General features: G+C 72.8%; 24 protein-coding genes. 12 read left to right on the forward strand and 12 right to left on the reverse strand.

All coding sequences use genetic code 11. The features are described 5' to 3' along the window. Positions 1-58 precede the first annotated feature (58 nt). Positions 59-706 carry a TetR/AcrR family transcriptional regulator gene (locus tag IF17_RS0117015; protein ID WP_032772081.1) on the reverse strand — a complete coding sequence of 216 codons (648 nt, stop codon included), beginning with the start codon at positions 704-706 and terminating at the stop codon, positions 59-61. A gap of 94 nt (positions 707-800) precedes the next feature. Between IF17_RS0117015 and IF17_RS0117020 the strand changes: the two genes are divergently transcribed. Beyond that, on the forward strand, positions 801-1,214 hold the full coding sequence (locus IF17_RS0117020) for a nuclear transport factor 2 family protein (RefSeq protein ID WP_030566789.1): 414 nt from the start codon (positions 801-803) through the stop codon (positions 1,212-1,214). After that, entirely contained in the window at positions 1,211-2,068 is an 858-nt protein-coding gene (locus tag IF17_RS0117025) for an NAD(P)H-binding protein (protein ID WP_030566791.1), read from the forward strand. Before IF17_RS0117020 ends, IF17_RS0117025 begins: the two co-directional genes overlap by 4 nt. 16 nt (positions 2,069-2,084) lie before the next feature. Here the strand turns inward: IF17_RS0117025 and IF17_RS0117030 are convergent, their stop codons facing one another. Then, positions 2,085-3,575 (reverse strand): MFS transporter, encoded by a 1,491-nt coding sequence (locus IF17_RS0117030; protein WP_030566793.1) that lies wholly within the window; start codon positions 3,573-3,575, stop codon positions 2,085-2,087. Between the two features lie 123 nt (positions 3,576-3,698). Between IF17_RS0117030 and IF17_RS0117035 the strand changes: the two genes are divergently transcribed. Then, positions 3,699-4,145, forward strand: coding sequence for a MarR family winged helix-turn-helix transcriptional regulator (locus tag IF17_RS0117035; RefSeq protein WP_030566795.1), 447 nt, complete (start codon positions 3,699-3,701; stop codon positions 4,143-4,145). Positions 4,146-4,205: 60 nt separating this feature from the next. After that, positions 4,206-4,862 carry a class E sortase gene (locus IF17_RS0117040; RefSeq protein WP_032772106.1) on the forward strand — a complete coding sequence of 219 codons (657 nt, stop codon included), beginning with the start codon at positions 4,206-4,208 and terminating at the stop codon, positions 4,860-4,862. A gap of 3 nt (positions 4,863-4,865) precedes the next feature. Here the strand turns inward: IF17_RS0117040 and IF17_RS0117045 are convergent, their stop codons facing one another. Further along, positions 4,866-6,275, reverse strand: coding sequence for an NAD(P)/FAD-dependent oxidoreductase (locus tag IF17_RS0117045; protein WP_030566799.1), 1,410 nt, complete (start codon positions 6,273-6,275; stop codon positions 4,866-4,868). Positions 6,276-6,350: 75 nt separating this feature from the next. Then, entirely contained in the window at positions 6,351-7,040 is a 690-nt protein-coding gene (locus IF17_RS0117050) for a rhomboid-like protein (protein ID WP_030566801.1), read from the reverse strand. Positions 7,041-7,074: 34 nt separating this feature from the next. On the opposite strand from IF17_RS0117050, the gene IF17_RS0117055 reads away from it, so the two are divergent. Both IF17_RS0117055 and IF17_RS0117060 read left to right on the forward strand, forming a co-directional pair. Further along, positions 7,075-8,040 (forward strand): aminoglycoside phosphotransferase family protein, encoded by a 966-nt coding sequence (locus IF17_RS0117055; protein WP_030566803.1) that lies wholly within the window; start codon positions 7,075-7,077, stop codon positions 8,038-8,040. A gap of 48 nt (positions 8,041-8,088) precedes the next feature. Continuing rightward, positions 8,089-8,586: a GNAT family N-acetyltransferase gene (locus tag IF17_RS0117060; protein ID WP_030566804.1), complete on the forward strand. Its 498-nt coding sequence runs from the start codon at positions 8,089-8,091 to the stop codon at positions 8,584-8,586. Positions 8,587-8,641: 55 nt separating this feature from the next. Here IF17_RS0117060 and IF17_RS0117065 read toward each other — a convergent pair whose 3' ends face one another. Both IF17_RS0117065 and IF17_RS0117070 read right to left on the reverse strand, forming a co-directional pair. Continuing rightward, positions 8,642-9,643, reverse strand: a complete 1,002-nt coding sequence (locus IF17_RS0117065) for a zinc-binding dehydrogenase (protein ID WP_030566805.1) — start codon at positions 9,641-9,643, stop codon at positions 8,642-8,644. 71 nt (positions 9,644-9,714) lie between these two features. Continuing rightward, a complete protein-coding gene (locus IF17_RS0117070) occupies positions 9,715-11,106 on the reverse strand; it encodes an FAD-dependent oxidoreductase (RefSeq protein ID WP_425315171.1) in 1,392 nt (463 codons plus the stop codon). Positions 11,107-11,115: 9 nt separating this feature from the next. Between IF17_RS0117070 and IF17_RS0117075 the strand changes: the two genes are divergently transcribed. Beyond that, on the forward strand, positions 11,116-11,853 hold the full coding sequence (locus tag IF17_RS0117075) for a pentapeptide repeat-containing protein (protein WP_203611674.1): 738 nt from the start codon (positions 11,116-11,118) through the stop codon (positions 11,851-11,853). 16 nt (positions 11,854-11,869) lie between these two features. Here IF17_RS0117075 and IF17_RS0117080 read toward each other — a convergent pair whose 3' ends face one another. From IF17_RS0117080 to IF17_RS0117090, 3 genes are all read right to left on the reverse strand, one after another. Then, positions 11,870-12,367, reverse strand: coding sequence for a hypothetical protein (locus IF17_RS0117080; RefSeq protein ID WP_030566808.1), 498 nt, complete (start codon positions 12,365-12,367; stop codon positions 11,870-11,872). Positions 12,368-12,729: 362 nt separating this feature from the next. Beyond that, positions 12,730-13,386, reverse strand: a complete 657-nt coding sequence (locus tag IF17_RS0117085; protein ID WP_030566810.1) for a response regulator — start codon at positions 13,384-13,386, stop codon at positions 12,730-12,732. After that, positions 13,383-14,672: a sensor histidine kinase gene (locus IF17_RS0117090; protein WP_030566812.1), complete on the reverse strand. Its 1,290-nt coding sequence runs from the start codon at positions 14,670-14,672 to the stop codon at positions 13,383-13,385. The genes IF17_RS0117085 and IF17_RS0117090 overlap by 4 nt, the downstream gene beginning before the upstream one ends. 227 nt (positions 14,673-14,899) lie before the next feature. On the opposite strand from IF17_RS0117090, the gene IF17_RS0117095 reads away from it, so the two are divergent. From IF17_RS0117095 to IF17_RS0117110, 4 genes are all read left to right on the forward strand, one after another. Continuing rightward, positions 14,900-15,457 carry a GlcG/HbpS family heme-binding protein gene (locus IF17_RS0117095; protein WP_030566814.1) on the forward strand — a complete coding sequence of 186 codons (558 nt, stop codon included), beginning with the start codon at positions 14,900-14,902 and terminating at the stop codon, positions 15,455-15,457. Between the two features lie 53 nt (positions 15,458-15,510). Next, positions 15,511-16,107, forward strand: a complete 597-nt coding sequence (locus tag IF17_RS0117100; protein ID WP_030566817.1) for an ankyrin repeat domain-containing protein — start codon at positions 15,511-15,513, stop codon at positions 16,105-16,107. Between the two features lie 146 nt (positions 16,108-16,253). Continuing rightward, the gene (locus IF17_RS0117105) at positions 16,254-17,372 is read left to right on the forward strand and encodes a YncE family protein (protein ID WP_051884049.1); all 1,119 of its coding nucleotides are present in this window, start codon (positions 16,254-16,256) and stop codon (positions 17,370-17,372) included. 84 nt (positions 17,373-17,456) lie between these two features. Then, positions 17,457-18,857, forward strand: coding sequence for a M1 family metallopeptidase (locus tag IF17_RS0117110; RefSeq protein ID WP_030566821.1), 1,401 nt, complete (start codon positions 17,457-17,459; stop codon positions 18,855-18,857). Positions 18,858-18,886: 29 nt separating this feature from the next. Here the strand turns inward: IF17_RS0117110 and IF17_RS0117115 are convergent, their stop codons facing one another. Together IF17_RS0117115 and IF17_RS0117120 are read right to left on the reverse strand one after the other, a co-directional pair. After that, on the reverse strand, positions 18,887-20,497 hold the full coding sequence (locus IF17_RS0117115) for a M4 family metallopeptidase (RefSeq protein ID WP_030566823.1): 1,611 nt from the start codon (positions 20,495-20,497) through the stop codon (positions 18,887-18,889). 284 nt (positions 20,498-20,781) lie between these two features. After that, positions 20,782-21,357: a TerD family protein gene (locus tag IF17_RS0117120; protein ID WP_030566825.1), complete on the reverse strand. Its 576-nt coding sequence runs from the start codon at positions 21,355-21,357 to the stop codon at positions 20,782-20,784. Between the two features lie 216 nt (positions 21,358-21,573). Here IF17_RS0117120 and arfB point away from each other — a divergent pair, with 216 nt between their 5' ends. Next, positions 21,574-22,008, forward strand: coding sequence for an alternative ribosome rescue aminoacyl-tRNA hydrolase ArfB (gene arfB / locus IF17_RS0117125; RefSeq protein ID WP_006125578.1), 435 nt, complete (start codon positions 21,574-21,576; stop codon positions 22,006-22,008). Positions 22,009-22,095: 87 nt separating this feature from the next. Here the strand turns inward: arfB and IF17_RS0117130 are convergent, their stop codons facing one another. Beyond that, positions 22,096-22,602 carry a flavin reductase family protein gene (locus IF17_RS0117130; protein WP_030566827.1) on the reverse strand — a complete coding sequence of 169 codons (507 nt, stop codon included), beginning with the start codon at positions 22,600-22,602 and terminating at the stop codon, positions 22,096-22,098. Positions 22,603-22,970 lie beyond the last annotated feature (368 nt).

Below are 22,970 nucleotides of genomic sequence, written 5' to 3' on the forward strand. Positions count from 1 at the left end.
TGCAGGAGTGAACACGTTCTTCGAAGGGGGGATGGTTCCCGTTTGCGAACTTCCTTGGTCAAGTCTCCCGGTGGTCCGACGTTTCCGTCGGTGGTCCCAGTACCCGGGCCGTGAACTCGGCCAGGCGGGAGCGGAGTTGCTCGCGGGTCAGGTTCTCGTGTCCGGTCAGGTGTTCCACCAGGTCGGCGCGGGTGGCGGCCAGGAGGGCGTGGGCGGTGAAGTCGGGGGTGGGGAGGTCCGGGATCTGTTCCAGGGCGGTGCGCAGGGTGGTGTGCCAGTGGGGGTAGTGGCCCGCTGCGTACGGGCTGTCGTTGCCGATGCCCTCCAGGGCCAGGGCGAGGTGGCGGTTGTCGAGCTTGAAGCAGAGGAGGGCGTCGAGGAGGGCGGGTACGCGTTCGTGGGGTGGCGTGGTGGGGCCCAGCGGGGGTGGGCCGTCCTCGGCCGCCTGGCGGATGGGGGCGAGGCGGGTCTCGTGGAGGGCGCGGATCAGGCCGGTGCGGTCGCCGAAGCCGCGGAAGAGGGTGGCCTTGCCGACGCCGGCCGCTGCCGCGATGTCCGCCATGGTGACGGTTCCGGGGCTGTCGTGTTCGGCGAAGAGTCTGTCGGCTGCGGCGAGGACCGCTTCCCGGTTGCGGGCCGCGTCCGCGCGGGGCTTGGGTCCCGAGGGGGGAGGTGTGGGGGGTGTGAGGGGTGTGCGTTCCGGCACGGTGGCTCCTTCGGTTGCGAAGCGGACCCCGGGTCCGTATCGTCGGCCGAGGTAAGCGGACCGCTGGTCCGTATCGTACGGGACGGAGCACCCCATGACCGCGCACACCGCACCGGAGGACCTGTACCGCCAGGGCATGCGCATGCTGCTGGACAAGGACATCCCCGGCTGGGTCGGGCTCTGGGACGAGGACGGGGTCTTCGAGTTCCCCTTCGCGCCGGACGGGTGGCCGCGGCGGCTGGAAGGCAGGGACGCCGTGGCCGCGTACATGCGGGGCTATCCCGATCGCATCGATCTTCAGGGCTTTCCGTACGTCGAGATCCATCGCACCGACGCGCCGGGGACCATCGTCGTCGAGATGCGCGGGGTGGGGCGGGTCGTGGAGACGGGTGGGCCGTTCGACATGGCGTACATCGCTGTCGTCACCTTCGAGGACGGGCTCATCGTCCGGTATCGCGACTACTGGAATCCGCTGGTCGCGCAGGGGATTTCCGGGGGTGGGCGATGAGTGCCGCGCTCGTCATCGGGGCCACCGGGACCACCGGGAGCCGTGTCGTCGCGGGGCTGGCCGCCGCCGGGGTGCCGGTCCGGGCTGCTTCTCGGCGGGCCGTCGCCGTCCAGAGGGCGGGCGTGGAGGCGGTGCGGTTCGACTGGGGTGATCCCGGGTCGTACGGCGGGGTCCTCGGTGGTGGGGTGGACCGGGTCTACCTCGTGCCGCCGCCCGGCACCGCTGACCCGGCGGCCGTCATGCTGCCGTTCCTGCGGCGTGCCCGCGCCGAGGGGGTGCGGCGGGCGGTGCTGCTCAGTTCGTCGGCCATCCCGGCCGGCGGGCCCGCCGTGGGGGAGGTGCACGCGGCGCTGCCGGGGATCTTCGACGAATGGGCGGTCCTGCGGCCCTCCTGGTTCATGCAGAACTTCACCGGTGACCACCTCCACGCCCGGACCGTCCGCGCCGAGGGCGTCATCCGTACGGCCGCCGGGGAGGGGCGCGTCGGGTTCGTCGACGCGGAGGACATCGCCGCCGTCGCCGTACGTGCGCTGGTCGATGAGCACGCCCCGAACACCGATCTGGTCATCACCGGGCCGCGGGCGCTGAGTTACGGGGACGTCGCCGCCGTACTCACCGAGGTCACCGGGCGTACGGTCGTCCATCAGCGGCTCACCCGGGAGGAGATGGCCGAGCTGCTGGCCGCCGAGATGCCTGCCGCGTTCGCCGGGATGCTGGCCGATATGGACCGGGCCATCGCGGGGGGTGCGGAGGACCGGACGACCGGCACCGTCGAGCGGGTCACCGGGCGCCCGCCCCACGACTTCCGCACGGTGGCACAGCGTGAGGCGGTGCGGGGGGCGGGTGGTGTGTGAGGCGGGCGGTGGACGGTCAGGCCTTGGCCGGTGACGGCTGCGGCGCATCCGGAGCGGCCGCGGCCGGCTGGAGCGGGGTCTTCGTCGTCCGTACGGGGATCAGCGCGGCGACCACCGCCGCCGCCAGGCCCACGCCGCAGCCGATCAGCATCGCGACGCGGAAGCCGTTCTCCGAGGCGAGCGGGATGCCGCCGAAGTCGGTCGTCATGCGGGCCAGTACCACGCCGATGACGGCCGCCGCGAACGATGTGCCGATGGAGCGCATCAGGGCGTTGAAGCTGTTGGCGGAGGCGGTCTCGGACGGGGGGACCGCGCTCATGATGAGGGCCGGCATGGCGCCGTAGGCGAAGCCGACGCCCGAGTTGCAGACCAGGGTGACGATCAGCAGGCTCCACGGGGAGCCGGAGCCGATCAGGGGGACGGAGAGGCCGTAGCCGGCGGCGATGAGGAGGCTGCCGACGGCCAGGGTGACCTTGGGGCCCTTGGCGGCGGAGAGCTTGGCGCCGACCGGGGACATCGCCATCATCATCAGCCCGGCCGGGGCCATCCACAGACCCATCGCGAGCATCGACCGGCCGAGGCCGTAGCCCGTCGCCTCGGGGAGCTGGAGCAGCTGGGGGACGACGAGGGACTGGGCGTACATCGCGAAGCCGACCAGGACCGAGGCGGTGTTCGTCATCAGGACCTGGGGGCGGGCGGTCACGCGGAGGTCGACCAGCGGGTCGCTCAGGCGCAGCTCCCACCAGCCCCAGGTGGGCAGGAGTATGAGCGCGGCGGCGAAGAGGGTGAGCGTCGTGGTGCTGCCCCAGCCCCAGTCGGCGCCCTTGGAGACGGCGAGCAGGAGGGCGATCAGGGCGGCGCCGAGGCCGATGGCGCCGGGCAGGTCGAAGCGGCCCGCCGCGGCGGTGGCCGGGCGGTCGGCCGGGACCAGTGCCAGGATCAGTGCGCCGACCGCGAGGGCGAGTACGGCGACGACCCAGAACAGCACCCGCCAACTGGTGTTCTCCGCGATGGCGGCGGCGAAGGGCAGGCCGAGTGCGCCGCCCACGCCCATCGACGCGCTCATGATCGCGATGGACGGGCCGAGCTTCTGGGCCGGGACGACGTCCCGCAGCAGGCTGATGCCGAGCGGTACCACGCCCATGCCGAGGCCCTGGAGGCCGCGTCCGGCGATCATCGGGATCACGGAGGAGGACAGGGCGCAGACCACCGAACCGAGGATCAGCGGTACGAGCGAGACGAGCAGCATCCGCCGCTTGCCGTACATGTCGCCGAGCCGTCCGGCGACGGGCGTGGAGACCGCGGCGGCCAGCAGGGTGGCGGTGATGACCCAGGAGGCGTTGGAGGCGGAGGTGTCGAACAGTGTCGGCAGCTGCGCGATCAGCGGCACCACCAGGGTCTGCGTGAGCGCCGCCACGATGCCGGCGAAGGCGAGGATGCCGACGATGGAGCCGGGGTGGGCGGTGGGTGCCCCCGGGGAGGCTGTTGCGGGCGGTGGACTCTCCACGGGGTGTCTCCGTTCTCAGCCCTCGCGTCGTTCGGTCGGGCTGTTCGGTTATGCAAGATACATGGATTGTGCATCATGCACAGCTTATGTATGGCGCATATTTATCGTGATATACCTGTACGCGTGGACATGCCCCTCGACCGGATCGAACGCGAGACCATGCTGCTCGGCCGGTACATGCACCTGCTCACCCCGCGTGTGGAGTGGCGGCTCGACCGCAGCGCCTACGTCCTGCTCAGCCGGATCGAGGTGGAAGGCCCCATGTCCATCAGCCAGCTCAGCGAGGCCTTCGGCCTGGACGCCTCCACCCTCAACCGGCAGACCGCCGCGATGCTCCGCGCCGGTGTCGTCGAGCGCATCCCGGACCCCGACGGGGGCATCGCCCGTAAGTTCGCCATCACCGACGAGGGCGCGCGCCGGCTCGACAGCGACCGCGAGCGGAACGTGGCGGGCCTGGCGAAGGTCATGGCCGACTGGACGCCCGAGGAGGCCGAGCAGCTCGCCGCCTCGCTCAGCCGCCTGAACCTCTCCATCGAGCGTCTCGACGGACGGCCCTGGCCGCGCGACTGAGCCCGTCCTGGTCTACTGGAAGTGCCGCGCCCGGCCAGGGATGGATGGGGATGGATGCTCATGAGCCGCCGCTGCCGCCGTCGTCGTCTTCGTACACGCCGTACGCTGCCCAGGGTGCTGGCCTGTGCCGGTGCCGCCGTTCTGCTGACGACCGGCTTCGTCTCCGCCGTCTCCGCCGCTCCCGCCGACCGCACCGAACCCCGTACCGGGACCGCCGTCCTCGCGATCCCCGCCATCGGCGTCGAGGAGCTGGATGTCGTGCCGTACGAGGGGACCACCGACGACGTCCCCGGCAGCCGGATCCAGGACCGGGGCGTGGCCTCCAGCCCGTACGGCGAGAAGGGCGGGGTCGGGCCGGGAGATGTCGGCAACTACCTCGTCACCGCGCACCGGCTGAGCGCCGGAGGGGTGCTGCGGGATCTGCCGGATCTCGGCAAGGGCGATCCGGTGTACGTGGTGGAGGACGGCACCCGGTACACGTACGAGATCACCGCGACCCGGCAGACGTCCTTCCGCAGTGAGCGTTCGCTCGCCGAGCAGCGGGCCGAGGTGCCGGGGCGGCCCGGTGCCGAGCCGACCCGGGCGATGATCACGATCTCCACCTGTGCGACGCCCGAGGACGACGCGGCCGGGAACTTCTGGCGGGACGGCCTCGGCAATCCCGAGCACCGGATCGACAAGGTGGGGGTGCTGGTGGCCGAGGAGGAATCCTCTTAGTGGTCAGTGGCGGCCCGAGATGCGGTCCGCCGCCTTCGCGATCGGGTCGGTGCCGGGGCGCGGTGAGACCGTCTCGCGGCGGTCGGCGCCGCGGTAGGCCGCGTACAGGCCGTGGACGCCGAGCCAGCGGAAGGGTTCCGGTTCCCAGCGGCGGACCTTGTGGTTGACCCAGGGGAGGGTCGTCAGGTCGGTGGGGCCCGCCTGGCCGGAGTCCTGCTGGATCAGGTCGCGCAGGGTACGGGCGGCGAGGTTGGCGGTGGCGACGCCGGAGCCGACGTACCCGCCCGCCCAGCCGAGCCCGGTGGAGCGGTCCAGGGTGACGGTGGCGCACCAGTCGCGGGGGACGCCGAGGACGCCGGACCAGGCGTGGTCGATGCGGACGCCCGCCGTGGTGGGGAAGAGGCGGACCAGCAGGTCGCGCAGGGCGGCGATGGTGGCGGGCTGGGTGCGGCCGTCGTTGTCGGTGGCGGAGCCGTAGCGGTAGGGGTAGCCGCGGCCGCCGATGGCGATGCGGTCGTCGGCGGTGCGCTGGGCGTAGAGGTAGGCGTGGGCCATGTCGCCGAGGGTCTCGCGGCCCTCCCAGCCGATGGTGTCCCAGATACGGGCGGGGAGGGGCTCGGTGGCGATCATGGAGGAGTTCATCGGGAGCCAGGTCCGCTTGTGCCCCTTGAGACCCGCCGTGAAGCCCTCGGTGCAGCGCAGGATGTAGGGGGCGCGGACCGTGCCGTACGGGGTGACGGCGTGCTTGGGCTTGATCTCGGTGACCGGGGTCGACTCGTGGATCGTGACACCGAGCGCCTCGACGGTGTCCGCGAGGCCCTTGACCAGCTTGGCGGGGTGGAGGCGGGCGCCGTGCGGGGTCCAGGTGGAGCCGACGGCTCCGGTGGCGTGGACGCGCTCGGCGGTCTCGCGGGCGCCGCGCAGGACCCGGTCGGTCTCCCCGAACGCGATCTCGATGCTGTGGAAGTCCTTGAGGCGGGCGAGCTGCGCCGGGGTGTGGGCGACCTCCAGGACGCCGCCCTGGTGGATGTCGGCCTCGATCTTCTCCTCGGCGGCCACCCGGACGACCTCGCCGACGGTTTCGTTCATCGCCTTCTGGAGCCGTACGGCGGCGTCGTGGCCGTGCAGCTTGGCGTACCGTTCGCGGCCCGCGATGCCGTTGTACAGCCAGCCGCCGTTACGGCCGGAGGCCCCGTAACCGCAGAACTTGGCCTCCAGCACGGTGATGTTGAGGAAGGGGACGGCCTTCTTGAGGTAGTACGCCGTCCAGAGCCCGGTGTAGCCGCCGCCGACGATGCAGACGTCGGCGCTCGCGTCGCCCGGGAGGGGTTCGCGGGGGGCCGGGGTGCCCTCCTGCGCGTACCAGAACGATATGCCGCCGTTGACGGTACTGGCGTTGCTGACGGTGCTCATGATGCCCCTGGGTCCCTGTCCGGTGTGACGCTGCGCCGGTTCTCCGTTGATGCCGAGCGTATGTGTGGCGGGACGTTACTGCGCGGCGGGGTGTTTCGTCTTCTGTGTCTTCCGGCGGGTGCGGGTGAGGGGGTAGCAGGCCAGGCCGGTCAGTACGGCGGTGAAGTGGCCCACGTCGGTGAAGGTGCGGCCGTCGGCGAGCAGGGGGATGCCGTAGAAGACGAGGACGGCGAAGGCGTAGACGTACGGCCAGGGGCGCGGGACGCGGTAGGTGAGGACGGCGATCACCCCGGCGAGGGCATAACTGACGCCGATGTCCCGGGCGTCGGCGGCGGACTGCGGGGCGTGGTCCTGCCGGATGGCCCAGGCCAGGACCCCTTCGCTGACCAGCGTGGCCACGACGTGCGCGGCGGTGGCGACGGCGAGCCAGCGCAGGGTGCCGAGCCAGTGTTCGGCGGTGGCGTGGAAGACGGTGAACAGGACGGCGTACGGGAGCCAGCGGCCGCCGTCGATCCAGAAGGCGCTGGAGATCAGGACACGGACGGGGTTCTGCGAGAGCTCGTGGAGGTTGGTGGAGCGGTCCCGCAGGAACTCGTCCTCGAAGGCGGGGGACATCCGGTGCAGGACGACGGTGGTGACGAAGAGGACCGTCAGCCAGATGTACGTGCCGGGGGCGGTGGCGATCCAGTGGCGTACGACGGCGGCGCGGAGGCCGGCGGGTTTCCCGTTGCCCTCGGTGGTGGGGCCCGGCCGTTTTCGGGGCATGGTCCGATTGACGCACGCCCCTAGGATCCAGGGCGTGATTGACATCCCGGACGAGCTGATCGCCACTCAGTACGCATACAACGGGGCGGCCGGGCGGGCCTTCGTCGCCGCGCTGCCCGGCCTCGCCGCCCGGTTCCTGGAGGAGTGGGGGCTGCGGCGGGACGGGGCCGTGATGTACGGCATGTGCGCGCTGGTCCTGCCGGTGGTGCGGGAGGCGGACGGGGTGCCGGCCGCGCTGAAGCTCCAGCTGGTGGACGAGGAGACGGCGGGCGAGCCGGTCGCGCTGCGGGCGTGGGGTGCGGCGGGGGCCGGGGCGGTGGGGGTGCTCGGCCATGACCCGGAGACCGGGGCGCTGCTGCTGGAACGGCTCGATGAGGGGCGGCCGTTGTCGGGGATGGCCGGGGGAGGGGGTGTTCCTGGGGGGAGCCGTCTGGTGGGGGAGGTGGCCGATGCCCGGCGCGCGGTGACGGTGCTCGGCGGGGTGCTGGCCCGGCTGGCGGCGGTGCCCGCGCCGGAGGGGCTGCGCACGCTGGGCGATGCGGTGGAGCGGATGCTGGCGGCGGCTCCGGGGGTGGTGGAGCGGCTGGCCGACGAGGGGGAACGGCGGCTGCTCGCGGACTGCGTGGCGGCGGTGCGGGAGGTGGCGGGTGAGCCGGGGGACCGGTTGCTCCACTGGGACCTGCACTACGACAACATCCTGGCGGGGCGGGCGGACGCGGGGCGTGCGGGGGAGTGGGTGGCGCTCGACCCCAAGCCGCTGGCGGGGGACCCGGGGTTCGAGCTGTTCCCGGCGCTGGACAACCTGTTCGACGCCGGGGAGGTGGTGTGGCGGTTCGACGCGCTGACGGAGGCGCTGGGCATGGAGCGGGACCGGGGGCGGGCGCGGGCCTGGACGCTGGGGCGGGTGCTCCAGAACGCGGTGTGGGCGGTCGGGGACGGGGAGCGCGAACTGGCCCCGGACCATGCGGAGATCGCGCGGCGGTTGCTGGGGGTGGGGTGACCATGGTGGTCATGCGCCGCGCCGAGGGGGGCTGTCTAGGCTGCCCCCATGATTCGTACCGCTGTCCCTGATGACGTCCCCGTCCTGCACGCGCTGGTGCGTGAACTCGCCGCGTACGAGAAGGCCCTCGACGAGGTCGTCGCCTCCGAGGACCAGCTGAGGGAGGCGCTGTTCGGGGAGCGGCCCGCGGCGTACGCGCATGTGGCGACGGCCGAGGAGGGCGGCGGCGAGGTGGTCGGCTTCGCCCTGTGGTTCCTGAACTTCTCCACCTGGCGCGGGGTGCACGGCATCTACCTGGAGGACCTGTACGTCCGCCCGGACCGGCGCGGCGGCGGGCACGGCAAGGCGCTTCTGGCGGAGCTGGCGCGGATCTGTGGGGAGCGCGGGTACGAGCGGCTGGAGTGGTCGGTGCTGAACTGGAACGCCCCGTCCATCGCGTTCTACGAGTCCCTGGGCGCGCGGCCGCAGGACGAGTGGACGGTGTACCGGCTGACGGACGGGGCGCTGGCGCGGCTGGGGGCGGTGGGCGAGCGGCTGGGGGCCTGAGGCCCTGCGGCGTACGGCGGGCGGCTGGGGGCTTGAGGCCCGGCGGCGTACGGCGTTACGGCTCCAGCACCACCTTGCCGGTCGTGCCGCGCGTCTCCAGGGCGCGGTGGGCGGCGGCCGCTTCCGCGAGCGGGTAGCGCTGGATCGCGGGGCGCAGCCGCCCGGCGGCCGCCTCGGTGAGGGCGCGGGTCTCCAGGGCGCGCAGGCCGCCGCCCCGCTCGACCATCCGGGGCCCGAGGACGGAGGTGGACGTGATGGCGCGTGCGGCCAGCTCCTCCGGGGTGAAGGTGAGGGGCTTCCCGTCGTGGAGGCCCTCGCCGGACCAGCCGTAGACGATGTGCTGCCCGTCCTTGCCGAGCAGGTCGACCGCGCTGCGGGCGGTGGTCCCGCCGACGGAGTCGTAGACGACGGTGGCCCACCGGCCGGTGGTGTCGAGGAAGGCGCGGGCGCGGTCGGTCCAGTCGGGGAGGGTGTAGTCGAGGGCGAGGTCGGCGCCGTTCGCCTCGGCCCGGGCGACCTTGGCGGGGCCGCCGGCCAGGGCGATCACGGTGGCCCCGGCGTTCTTGGCGTACTGGACGAGGAGGGTCCCGATCCCGCCCGCCGCCGCGGTGACGACGGCCACGGAGCCGGGGCCGAGGTCGGTGAAGCCGAGGATGCCGAGGGTGGTGCGGCCGGTGCCGATCATGGCGACGGCTTCGGCCGCGCCCAGCTCGCCGGGGATCTCGTGGAGCTTGTCGGCCTCGGTGACGGTGAGTTCGGCGTACCCGCCCGGCGCCATGCCGATGTGGGCGACGACGCGCTTGCCGAGCCAGCCGGGGTCGGTGCCCTCGCCCACGGACTCGACGGTCCCGGCGACCTCGCGGCCGGGGATGGTGGGGAGCTCGGCGGGGGCGGGGTAGGGCCCGGTGAGCCCCTCGCGCAGGGCGGTGTCCAGGAGGTGTACGCCGGCCGCCTCGACGGCGATGCGGACCTGGCCGGGGCCGGGTACGGGGTCCTCGGTCTTCTCGTACGTGAGGTTCTCGGCGGGGCCGAAGGTGTGGAGGCGGACGGCGTGCATGGTGGGCTCCCTCGGGGCGGTCGGGCGGGGCGGGCTGCGCCCTCAGCCTCGTACCTCAGGTTCGGTTGAGGTCAACCCCTGGATGGGGAGGGCTGGGTGGTCGGCTGCCCGGAGCCGGGTCCGGAGCCGGGTTCGGCGCTGGGCCCGTCGCCGGGTCCGGAGCGTCGTCCGGCGGCCTTCACGGCGAGCAGCGCGGCCTCGATCCCGCTGGTGAAGGAGGTCTCGCTGAGGAGCCCGGGAGCGGCGACCTGGTCGCCCGCCAGGAAGATCCCGTCGCCGCGGATGACGGAGGGCCGGTCCCGCCAGGTGGTGCCGGGGCGGTCGACGGCGCCGGTGCGGCCGTCGGCGAGGGCCTCGGTGCGCCAGGTGGTGCGCTGCCGCCAGCCGGGGAAGCCGAGGTCGAGGAGCTCCTCGGCGCGGGCGGTCCCCTCGGCCCGGCGGGCGTCGGGCCCGATGGGGAACTGGCCCTGGAGCAGCTGCTCCCCGGCCGGGGCGAGGCCGGGGTCCTGGGCGGTGAACCGTTCGACCCAGCCGGGTCCGTCCAGGTCCGACACGACGAACGCGTCACCGCGCCGGGTACGCAGGGCCAGGTCCACGAGGATGGTGCGGCCGCTCTCCCAGGTCAGGGACGGGTCGTCGAGGAGGACGCGGGCGGCGTCGAGGGAGGTGGCGACGACGACCGGTCCCGTACGGGCCAGCTCGCCGAGCGTACGGGTGTCGACGCGGGCGCCCGTCTCGACGGCGACCCCGAGGCGGCGGGCGTGCCCGGCCATCCGGTCGACGAGCCGCGCCCAGCCGCCGGCCGGGTAGTGGGCCTCGGGCGGGAGGGAGGCGAGGCGGCGCAGGCGCTCCTGGACGAACCGGGCGGAGAGCGCGCCGGGGTCGTGGTGGAAGAGCGCGGTGGCGGCGAAGTGCGCGGCGGCCCGGGCGCCCTCGTCGCCGACCTGGCCGGCGGCCCAGCTCCGGAAGTCGGCATCCACGGGTGCCGTACGGGCGGCGCGCCGGGCGAGCCGCAGGAGGGCGACGGGCGGGACCCGGCGCAGCGCCCCCGCGCGCCGGAAGCGGAAGCGGAGGCCTTCGCGGGGCGGTACGGAGACGACGGGGCCGAGGAGCTCGCGCCGGGCCAGCCAGGCCCAGTGGGGCCCGCCCCGGTAGAGGGCGTGCGGCCCCTCGTTGGTGCGGTACGGCCCGTCGGCGGTCCTGGCCCGGCCGCCGAGCGTGCGGTGGCCCTCGTACAGGGTGACCTGGGCGCCGGATTCGGCCGCGGTGATGGCGGCGGTGAGCCCGGCGAGGCCGCCGCCGACGACGTGGACGTGGGTGGGGGTGGTGCTCTGGACGCGCTCCATGGCTGGAACTCCTTCGCCTCTCTCGCCTCTTTGATGATGCGACGGATCGGGGGCGGCGGCGCGTGACACGGGGTGGCCCGACAGGGGACCCGGGGCGTTGTCAGTGGGGTGCGTCACGATGGGGGCATGGCATCGAGCGCGAGCAGGACGCCCCGGTCGACCAGTTCGACCAAGCCGACCAGGTCGACCAGGCCGACCAGGAGCAAGAAGGACACCATCGCGGCGGCGCGCCGCCCGGACGTGCGGCTCCCGCCGCTCGTCCCGTACGACGGCGAGGGCCTGGAGCCGGACGGCGACTACGACGGGGTGCGGTTCGACGGGACGGACCTGGCGGACGCGTCGGGGCCGGGCGCGCGGTTCATGGACTGCGCGCTGGACGGCTGCGCCCTGGACCGTACGGAGCTGACGCGGGCCCGCTTCATGGACTCGGTGCTGACAGGCGTACGGGGCGTGGGCACCGACCTCGCGGAGGCGTCGCTGCGGGACGTGGAGGTGGTGGACGCGCGGCTGGGCGGGGTGCAGCTGCACGGCGCGGTGCTGGAGCGGGTGGTGGTGCGCGGCGGGAAGATCGACTACCTGAATCTGCGCCGGGCCCGGCTGAAGGACGTGGTCTTCGAGGGCTGCGTGCTCTCCGAGCCCGATTTCGGCGACGCGCACCTGGTGCGGGTGGAGTTCCGGGACTGTGTGCTGAAGCGGGCCGACTTCAGCGCGGTGCGGATGGAGTCCGTGGACCTGCGGACGGTGGCCGAGCTGGACATCGCGCGGGGTGTGGAGCGGCTGGCGGGTGCGGTGATCAGCCCGGCGCAGCTGATGGAGCTGGCCCCGGCGTTCGCGGCGCAGATCGGGGTGCGGGTGGAGGGGTGAGGGAGCCGGTCCCGGGTCAGAGACGGGGGAAGCGGGCCTGGAGGTCCCAGATCACCGGGTTGTCGGCGAGTCCGTCGTGCATGTCGGAGAGGTCGGCGATCAGGTCGTGCAGGAAGTCCCGGGCCTCGCGGCGCAGGAGCGAGTGGCCGAAGGTCAGCGGGGGCTCGTCGCCGGGCATCCAGTCCGCCTCGACGTCGACCCAGCCGAAGCGCCGCTCGAAGATCATGACGTCCGAGGACTCGGTGAAGTCCAGCTCCGCGTACTGCCGCCGGTGCGAGCGGTTGCCGCGGGGGTCCTGGTCGATCTGCTCGACGATGTCGCACAGCGCCCACGCGAAGTCGAGCACCGGAACCCATCCCCAGGCTGTGGACACCTCGCGGTCCGCCTTGGTGTCCGCGAGGTAGACGTCCCCGGAGAACAGATCGTGCCGCAGCGCGCGGACGTCCGCGCGGCGGTAGTCGGTCTGCGGGGGGTCGGGGAAGCGGCGGGAGAGGGAGTAGCCGATGTCGAGCACGGATCGATGGTGTCATGCCCGGGGGTGGGGCTGACACGATCGGGTGAAGTGAACTGGATATGACTGGTGCATATGCCGAAGGCATCTGGCCTCCGACATATGGTCAGTTCGCCTCATGAGGCTCATCAGCGGATCTTCCAGGAGCATCCGGGCTTATTCGCGAGTGCCTTCCGTGCCTTGGGCATCCCCTTTCCGGAGCCCGTCGCGGTGTCGCTCATGGACACGGAGCTCACGGAGATCAGACCGCTCGAGCCGTACTCGACGTGTGGTTCGAGCGGGCCATCACCGCGCCCACCGCCGACGCGGTGTTCGACGAGAGCTGACGGCGGGGCGGGGCCGGGCGGGGCCTGGCCCCGCCCGGTTCACGGCAGCAGCCGCTGCTCCTTCGCGACCGAGACCGCGCCCGCGCGGGTGTCGACGCCGAGCTTGTCGTAGATGCGGCCCAGGTGGGTCTTGACCGTGGCCTCGCTGATGAACAGGGCGCGGGCGATGTCGCGGTTGCCGAGGCCCTGGGAGAGCTGGGCCAGGATGTCGCGTTCGCGGTCGGTGAGGGTGGGGCGGGGGCTCCGCATGCGGGCCATGACCCGGGTGGCGACGGGGGCCGAGAGGGTGGTGCGGCCCTGGGCGGCGGAGCGGATGGCGGCGAAGAGTTCCTCGGGGCGTTCCGCCTTCAGCAGGTAGCCGGTGGCGCCGGCCTCGATGGCGCGGGTGATGTCGGCGTCGGTGTCGTACGTGGTCAGCACCAGGACGTGGACCGTGCCGCCGGCGGCGATGCGGCGGGTGGCCTCCACGCCGTCGATGCCCTCGCCGAGCTGGAGGTCCATGAGGACGACGTCCGGGGTGAGGCGGGCGGCGAGTGCCACGGCCTCCTCGCCGCTGCCCGCCTCGCCGACGACCTCGATGTCCGGTTCGCTGCCGAGGAGGGCCAGCAGGCCGGCGCGGACCACCACGTGGTCGTCGCAGAGCAGGATGCGTACGGGGGCGGGCGCGGGGGCGGACGGGGTTGCCTCGCCGGTCATGTGGGGTCCTCCGGGGTGGTCAGGGCGGTGGGCGCGAGCGGGATCTCGGCCGAGAGCACCGTGCCCTCGCCCGGCGCCGACTCGATCGTCAGCGTGCCGCCGAGCTGGTGTACGCGGGCCCGGATCGCGGGGAGCCCGTGGCCGCGTACGGCGCCCGTAGCGCGCGTAGCGCGCGGGGCGCCGGGCTCCGGCGTGAAGCCGCGGCCGTTGTCGCCGATGTCCAGGACCACCCGGTCGTCCAGGTGGGTCAGGGTCAGCCCGGCGGCGGTCGCGCCCGCGTGCTCCCGTACGTTGGCGAGGGCCCCTTGGGCGATGCGCAGCAGGGCGGACTGCACCCGGTCCGGCAGCGGGGCGTGCGGGGTGCCCTCCACATGGCAGCGGACGGTGAGCGCCCCCTGCGCCTGGGCGCTCTCGCGGGCCGCCAGCGCGTGCAGGGCCGCCTCCAGGCCGCCGCCCTCCGCCAGGTCGGCCGGGGCCAGGTCGTGGACGAAGCGGCGGGCCTCGGCGAGGTTGCGTTCCGCGATGCCGGTGGCCGTACGGACGTGGCGGCGGGCGGCGTCCGGGTCGGCGTCCCACGTGCGGTCGGCGGCCTGGAGCAGCATCTGCTGGCTGGACAGGCCCTGCGCGAGGGTGTCGTGGATCTCCATGGAGAGCCGCTGGCGCTCCGCGAGGGTGCCCTCGCGCCGCTCGGTGGCGGCCAGTTCGCGCCGGGTGCGCAGCAGGTCGTCGATCAGCTCGCGCTGGCGGGCCGCCAGTTCCCGTTGGCGTACCGCCTGCCGCTGCATATGGACGAATACGGCGGTGGCGACGGCCGCCACGGCCGGCGGGGCGAGCACCAGGTTCGGGTCGAACCCGGTGGCCAGGCGCAGTTGCGCGGCCACCACGAACGCGGTCAGCAGGGCCACCAGCGCGAGCGCCGCGCGTGGCGGCAGAATGCGCAGCCCGGTGTAGAACAGCGGCACCGCACACCACGCGAAGCTCGGCGCGAGCACGACCAGCACCATCCAGACGGCGACGAGCACCCCGAGCCAGGTGAGCCGGCGCGGGGTGGGGCGCGAGCCGAGGACGGGCCCGAGCAGATACAGCACCGCCAGCGTGATCGACAGCGCGATGATCCACGGCGTACGGGCCTCGCCCGGGTGCCGCATCAGGAACCGGGTCAGCGAGGCGCCCAGCAGCAGGAAGAACGCCGCGTGCATGAGGAGCGCGAGCCAGCGCGCGTCGGGGTCGGGGCCGGTGGCCGTACCGTCCGCCTCCGCCTCCCGTACACCGGTCCGGCGCTCCACCCTGAACCTCACGTTCCCTCGTTGACCTGCGCGGATCCCTCCATGGTGGCCTCATCCGACCACCCCCGCATCAACCGATCGGCCGACAGGGGCGTCAGCCGTCCCGCGCGCCCGGTGCAGCCGGTACGTCGACCGTACGGGGCCGGATCCGCCCGGAGGATCGATGGCAGAGAACGAAACGCCGGGGCAGTCATCGGGCAAGCCCCGGAAACATCCAAGGAGCCACCATGAAGAAGCTGTCGCTGCGGGCCCGCGTCCTCACCGGTACCGTCGCCGTCGCCGCCCTCGGGGCCGGAACCTTCGGCGCCGTCTCCGCGAGCGCCTCCGCCCCGGCCGCCGCCCCCGCCGCCGCGGTCAAGGCCGACACGGACAACCGCAACCTCCAGCAGAGCACCCACCTCACCGTGGCCGCCGCCACCAAGGCCGCGCAGGCCACGCTGGACGCCGCGAAGAAGGAGAACCAGCGCGTCTCGGTCGCCGTCGTCGACCGTAACGGCAACACCATCGTCACCCTCCGCGGCGACGGCGCCGGCCCGCAGTCGCCGGAGTCGGCGGTCAAGAAGGCGTACACCGCCGTCTCCTGGAACGCGCCCACCTCCGAGCTGGCCAAGCGCCTGGAGCAGGCCCCCAACCTGAAGGACATCCCTGGCACCCTGTTCCTCGCGGGCGGCGCCCCGGTGCAGGTCAAGGGCGCCCCGGTCGCGGGCATCGGCGTGGCGGGCGCGCCGAGCGGCGACCTGGACGAGAAGTTCGCCCAGGCGGGCGTCGCCTCCCTCGCCCGGTAGTCACCCGCCGGTCCACTCACGTACGCACGGAACGGAACAGAACGGAGAGGCCCATGAACGCCCTCGATCACGACCTGCTCACCGCCGCACGCACCGGCGACACCGACGGCGTGCGCACCGCGATCGAGGGCGGCGCCCGGGTCGACGTCCGCGACGAGGAGCTGCGCACCCCGCTGCTCCTCGCCGCCCTCGGCGACCATGTCGAGGCGGCCCGGCTCCTCGTGGCCGCCGGGGCCGATCCGGACGCGCAGGACCGGCGTGAGGACAGCCCGTGGCTGGTCACCGGGGTCACCGGCAGCGTCGCGATGCTGCACGTGCTGCTGCCGGCCGGTCCGGACCTGACCCTGCGCAACCGGTTCGGCGGCGTCTCCCTCATCCCGGCGAGCGAGCGCGACCATGTCGCGTACGTACGGGAGGTGCTGCGCGTCACCGACATCGACGTCGACCACGTCAACCGGCTCGGCTGGACCGCCCTGCTGGAGGCGGTGATCCTCGGCGACGGCGGGCGGGCGCACCAGGAGGTCGTGGAGCTGCTGCTCGCGGCCGGGGCGTCTCCCGGGCTGCCTGACGGGGACGGCGTCACGGCCCTGGCCCACGCCGAGCGGCGCGGGTTCGCGGAGATCGCCGCGCTGCTGCGGGCCGCCGCGTGACCGGCACCGTGACCGGCGTGCGCGGGGCGCGGGCGGTCTCCGCCGCGGCTCCTTCCTCTACGGAGAGTGCGCCGAGTACGCGGAGTGCGCCTGGTTCACCTCGCACACCTCACACACCTCGCGTCTCCCGTGCGCGCCGGTTCACGCTGGCGCTCACCGCCGCCGCCGCGCTCGCCGGGTGCGTGTCCGGCACGACCGAGACCGCCCCGGACGCAACGGGAACCACCGCCTCCGCCCCGCCCTCCTCCGGTGCCACCGGCCGCACCCCCCAAGGCACCCTCCTCGTGGCCGACTTCGGCGGCGACACCGTGACCTTCGTCGACCCCGGCCGGGACGGGTCCGGGGAGGGCGGCGCCCCCATCGCCTCCGTCGAGGTCGGCACCGCCCCCTACGGCCTCGTCGTCGGCGAGGACGGGCGCGCCTGGGTCGCCACCGCCGAAGGTGTCGCCGTCGTGGACACCCAGCGGCGGACCCGGCTCGGGACCGTCCCGTACGAGACGGAGACCGGCCCCGTCACCACCGGCGAGTACCGGGGCGGCGGCATGGGCATCGCCCTGGCCCCCGACGGCCGGCACGTCTACGTCGGGGTCAACGTGCCCGGCGGCAACGGCACGGTGGAGGTCATCGACACCGCGACCCGCGAGGTGACAGGCGTCGCCGGCGTCGGCCGCCGCCCCTTCGACGTGGACGTCTCCCCGGACGGCCGCGAGGTGTACGCCACCGACCACGACTCCTTCGACGTGACGGCGGTCGACGCGGACACCCTGCGGACCCGGCGCATGGAGGTCGCCCCGTACGGCACCGAGGGCGGGCTCGGCTCCTGGCTGAAGCCGCACTACGCCGTCGTACGCCCCCAGGACGGCAGGCTGCTGCTGCCGTTCGAGGGGGAGCGGCTCGCGGTCCTCGACCCGCGTACCGGTGAGGTGACCGTCGAGCGGATGACCGCCAACACCCACCAGCACGGCGCGGCCCTCGCCCCCGACGGCACCCTCCTCGTCGTCGGCACGGGCCCGATCGGCGCGGACGACGAGGACCCCTCGCTCACCGTCCGCACCCCCGGCGGCAAGGAGCGGACCGTGCCGCTGGAGGGGCCGCACGAGGACGTGGCGGTGTCGGCGGACGGCCGTACGGCGTACGTCACCGGCGGGTTCACCCGCGACGGATATTGGAACGGGATCACCGTCGTCGACCTGAACAACGACGAGAAGAACAAGCCGATCCGGCTGGAAGCAGGCAACCGACCCCTCGGTATCGCCATCCTCTGAGGCAGAGCCGTCCGCCCGTCCCCCGGGGCGGGCGGCTCCTTCCTGCCCACCCGATGCCCCGCATCCGACGCCTAGGATCGACCGGTGAACCACCGTCGCCCGGCCCCCGCCGCCACCTCCGTCCTCCTAGCCCTCGCCCTCCTCGGCGCGGGCTGCACCGGCGGGGTCGAGGGCACCCCGGGCGCGGCCGGGCTCCGCGACCCGTACTTCCCGGGGCTCGGCAACGGCGGCTACGACGTCACCCACTACGGCCTGGAGCTCGACGTCGACCCGGCCGCGAACCGGCTGCGCGGCACGGCCACGATCACCGCCCGCGCCACCCAGGACCTGAGCGCCTTCCACCTCGACCTGGCCGGGCTCGACGTCGAGAGCGCCACCGTGGAGGGGCGCCGGGCGTCCGTGAACCGGGCGGGCAAGGAGCTGACGATCCGTCCGGGCGCCGCGGTGGAGGACCGGCTGCGCAAGGGGCGCACGTTCACCACCGTCGTGCGCTACTCCGGCTCCCCGCAGGCCCTCACCGACGCGGACGGCGGGAAGGAGGGCTGGCTGCGGACGGCGGACGGCGCGGTCGCCCTCGGTGAGCCGTCCGGTTCGATGGCCTGGTTCCCCGGCAACCACCACCCGGGCGACAAGGCCGCGTACGACATCGAGGTCACCGTCCCGGAGAAGCTCACGGCCGTCTCCAACGGGGAGCTGGTGTCCCGGCGTACGGAGGGCGGCCGCACCGCCTACCGCTGGCGCACCCGGGAACCGATGGCGAGCTATCTGGCGACCGTCGCCGTCGGCCGGTTCGCCACGCGGGAGTCGGTCACGCCCGACGGCATCCGGCTGTTCACCGCCGTGGACCCGGAGTCGGCGGCCGCGAGCAAGGACGTGCTGGACGAGATCCCGGCCGTACTGAAGTGGTCGGCGCAGAAGTTCGGCCCCTACCCGTTCACCTCCGCCGGGGCGATCGTGGAGCGGAAGGGCGACTCCGGGTACGCGCTGGAGACCCAGAACCGGCCCGTCTTCCCCGGCCCGCCCGACACCGGGCTCATCGTCCATGAGCTGGCCCACCAGTGGTTCGGGAACTCCGTCACCCCCGCGACCTGGCGGGACCTGTGGCTCAACGAGGGGTTCGCCACGTACGCGGAGTGGCTCTGGGCCGCCGACCACGAGGACGTACCGGTCCAGGAGAGCTTCGACGAGGCGTACGAGGACGACGCCAACTGGGCATTCGCGCCCGCCGATCCGCCGGGCCCCGCCGATCTGTTCGAACCGCCGGTGTACGGGCGGAGCGCCATGGTCGTGCACCGGATCCGGCTCGCGATGGACGACGACGCGGCGTTCTTCGCCCTGGTCAAGGGGTGGACGAAGGCAAACCGGCACGGCAACGCCTCGACCGAGGACTTCACCGCGTACGTGGAGGAGGAGTCGGGCCAGGACCTCACCGAGCTGTGGGACGCCTGGCTGTACGGCGGAAGCCGGCCGCCCATGGAGGACTGACCGGCTTCCGTACGTTCCGTCGGTGAGGGTTACTTGACGTTGACCCCGGTCCAGGTCGCCGAGACCGCCTTCAGCTCCTCGCTGTCCGCGCCGAACAGGTCGGTCGCCGCCTTCTCGGTCGCGACGCGCGCGCCCGCGTAGTCGGTGGTGGAGGTCATGTAGACGGAGAGGGCCTTGTACCAGATCTGGTACGCCTTCTCCCGGCCGATGCCCGTCAGCGTCGAGCCGTCGGAGGTCGGGGAGTCGTACTCGACGCCGTTGACCGTCTTCTTCCCGCTGCCCTCGGCCAGCAGGTAGAAGAAGTGGTTGGCGACGCCGGAGGAGTGGTGGACGTCCAGGTTGCCGAGGTTCTCGTCCCAGAAGTCGGCCGAGCTGCCGTCCTTGGACGGCTTGTCCATGTAGCGCAGCGGGGTGCCGTCGCCGTTGATGTCGATCTTCTCGCCGATGAGGTAGTCCCCGGCGTCCGAGGCGTTGTCGGCGAAGAACTCCACCGAGGTGCCGAGGATGTCGCTGGTCGCCTCGTTGAGGCCGCCGGACTCGCCCGCGTAGTCCAGGTTCGCGGTGGCGGAGGTGAGGCCGTGGGTCATCTCGTGGCCCGCGACGTCGATGGCGGTGAGTGCGTTCTTGTTGCCCTCGCCGTCGCCGTACGTCATGCAGAAGCAGCTGTCGTCCCAGAAGGCGTTGACGTACGCGTTGCCGTAGTGGACGCGGGAGTACGCGGCCTTGCCGTCGCCCGCGATGCCGTCCCGGCCGAGCGCGCTCTTGTAGAAGTCCCAGGTCTTCGCGGCGCCGTAGTGGGCGTCGACGGCGGCGGTCTGCCGGTCGTCGCCCGTGCCGTCGCCCCAGGTGTCGTCGTCGTCCGTGACGAGGGTGCCGGTGCCGGAGGAGCCCTGGTTCAGGTCGTACGTCCTGTGGCCGCCGCGGTCGGCGTCGGTGAGCTCGAAGCCGGCGTCGGTCCTGGTGGTGGTGATCTCGACGTCGCCGCTGTACTGGCTGTGGCCGGTGCCGGTCTCGATCGCCTCGTAGCTGTGCAGCTTCTTGCCGGTGGTGGCGTCGGTGATGGTGTGGACGCGGCTCGGCGTGCCGTCCTTCTGGACGCCCTTCTTGACGGTCTCCCAGGCGAGGACGGGCGTGCCGCCGTGGCCCGCGTAGATCACCTTGCGGGCGCTCGCGGCGGCCTTCAGCTTCGGCGTGGTCGACGCGACGGCTATCTTCGCGTCCGTCGCCTTGTCGACGCCCTTGAGCGTGCCGGTGGCGGCGGTGTGGGTGACGAGGTCGCCGCCGAGGACGGGCAGGCCGTCGTAGGTGCGCTCGTAGCGGGTGTGGACGGTGCCGTGGGCGTCGGTGATGACGTCGCGGACGATCAGCTTCTCGCTGCCGCCGAGCTTGAGGGCCTTCGCCGCCGAAGCGGTCTCGGCCTGCGCCGACTTGATGGCCGTGGCGCGCTGGGCCGAGGGGTTCACGCCGAGTGCGGCGGCCGTGGAGGGCGCTGCGGAGGGCGTGTCGCTCGCACCGGGGGTGGCGATCGCCGATCCGGTCTGGACTCCGGCGACCACCATCGCGGCGACGGCCGCGAGTGCTGCGAGGCGCCGGGTGGTGCGTGTGGTGCGGGAGTTGTGGGGGGTGGTGTGGAGGTTCATGTGTATTCTCCGTCGGTCGTCCTGTGGGGGGACTACGAGCGGAGAGCGTGCCACCGAATGAGCGAAGTTGACGGTGTGCCGACAATTACCTCACAAGTTTTTGACCAGTCCTTGTCCGACTGGGGTCCATGGGTGTCCGGTATTCGGTGGAGTGGCGTGATTTCGTTGCGCTCTGCATGTAGTGGTGAGGGGGAGTTGACGGGCCCTCACCGCACACGCACGGGAGCCCCCGGCCGCACGCGCGGCCGGGGGCTCCCGTGGAGGTGAGGTGCTGTGCGTTCGGGTCAGAGGTTGACGCCGAAGTCGCGGGCGATGCCGCTGAGGCCGGATGCGTAACCCTGGCCGACCGCGCGGAACTTCCACTCGGCACCGTTGCGGTAGAGCTCGCCGAAGACCATGGCGGTCTCGGTGGCGGCGTCCTCGCTCAGGTCGTAGCGGGCGATCTCGGCGCCGCCCGCCTGGTTGAGGATGCGGATGAACGCGTTGCGGACCTGGCCGAAGTTCTGGCTGCGGGTCTCGGCGTCGTAGATGGAGACCGGGAAGACGATCTTGTCCACGTCGGCCGGGAGGCCCGCCAGGTTGACGTTGATCTGCTCGTCGTCGCCCTCGCCCTCACCGGTGACGTTGTCGCCGGTGTGCACGATGGTCTGGTCCGGCGTCGACTTGTTGTTGAAGAAGACGAAGTGGCCGTCGGAGACGACCTTGCCGGCCGGGTTGACCGCGATCGCCGAGGCGTCGAGGTCGAAGTCGGTGCCGGTGGTGGTGCGGACGTCCCAGCCGAGGCCGACCGTGACGGCGGTCAGGCCCGGGGCCTCCTTGGTGAGCGAGACGTTGCCGCCCTTGGACAGGCTTACAGCCATGGGATGTCCCTTTCCTCGTCGTGTGCGGGCGTTCGTGCCATCACGAAAGCTACCGTCACCCGTCCTAACGCAGTCAGCAGACCATGAGGTTCCTGTTCTCTTTACTTTCTTTGCCGAACTTCCTCCTGAAGAGGTGCCGGGCGTGGACCTGAAGAGGCCCCACGCGCGGATCTCCGGCGCAAAAGAAGGTGACGAACCCGGTGCGGGGCAGGGAACATGGGTGTCATGTCCGGGCCCTATGTCATCCGCGGCTCGGTCTCCCTCCCGGAGGCCGAGCTCATGTGGCGTTTCTCGCGCTCCTCCGGGCCCGGCGGCCAGCACGTCAACACCAGCGACTCCCAGGTGGAGCTGCGCTTCGACCTCGCGGCGACCGACGCGCTCCCCGAGGTCTGGAAGGCGCGGGCGCTGGAACGGCTGGCGGGCAGGCTGGTGGGCGGGGTGATCTCCGTACGGGCCTCCGAGCACCGCTCCCAGTGGCGCAACCGCGAGACGGCCGCCGTCCGGCTCGCCGCGCTCCTGGCCGAGGCCACGGCGCCGCCGCCCAAGCCGCGGATCAAGCGCAAGATCCCGCGCGGGATCAACGAGCGCAGGCTGCGCGAGAAGAAGCAGCGCGGCGACACCAAGCGCGGCCGCTCGGGCCGGGACTGGTAGCCGCTCCGGGATGGTGAGCGCGGGGCCCACGCCCCGTCACCCCGCGGCCCGTCGCCCCGATTGTGGTCGGTGGCCCCCCGCACCCCGTCAGCCCAGCTGCCGGTAGCGCCCCTTGAAGTACGTCAGCGGGTCCCCGTCCGGGCTCGGCAGTTCCGCCGTCAGCACGCGCCCGATCACCAGCGTGTGGTCACCGGCCACCACGCGCTGCTCGGTGCGGCACTCCAGCGTCGCCAGCGCCCCGCCGATCAGCGGTGCCTGCGTCACCTCGCCCCGTACGTACGGCAGGTCCTGGAAGAGCAGCCGGTCGCTGATCCGGCCCTTCATGGCGAACCGCCCCGCGATCTGCCGCTGGCCCGCCGCCAGGACGGAGACGGCCCACAGGGGCTGCTCGTCGAGCAGGTCGTCCATCCGGGAGCCGTTGCGCAGGCTCACCATCACCAGGGGCGGGTCCAGGGAGACGGACATGAAGGCGGTGGCCGTCATCCCGACGTCCTCGCCGCGGCCCTCCTCGTCGAGCGGCGGCTCCTGGGCGGTGACCAGCACCACTCCGGCGGCCAGCCGCGCGAGTGCTGCGCGGAACTCGTCGTTGCTCACCCCCTCAGCATGGGGGATGGGCTCGGGGCGCGGGGTGGTGGGAGTCGTCTGCAGCACACCGGAACGCTAACCGCGCGCGACGGGCCGCGGCATCGGGCCAGGGGACCAGCCGGGTCCTAGGACTTGGGTCCGATGGGGTTTCAAGGGCTCCCCTCGGGGACGGGGAGTGTCCGGACACCGAAGCATGGCCGAATCGCACGCCTGCGCACGGCCGGATGTGCGCCAGGAAAACGACGGAACGCCCGAAGAGTCACCCTCAACCACGGCACCATCTGTTGTGACTTGAGTCACAGAGTCCATTTTCTGCTGACCCTGTGTACCGGGTGCACAGCTCACTGTGATTCAGTGGCCGTGACACTGCAACAAGT

The sequence above is a fragment of the Streptomyces cyaneofuscatus genome (assembly GCF_000718135.1).
GTDB classification, from domain to species: domain Bacteria; phylum Actinomycetota; class Actinomycetes; order Streptomycetales; family Streptomycetaceae; genus Streptomyces; species Streptomyces cyaneofuscatus.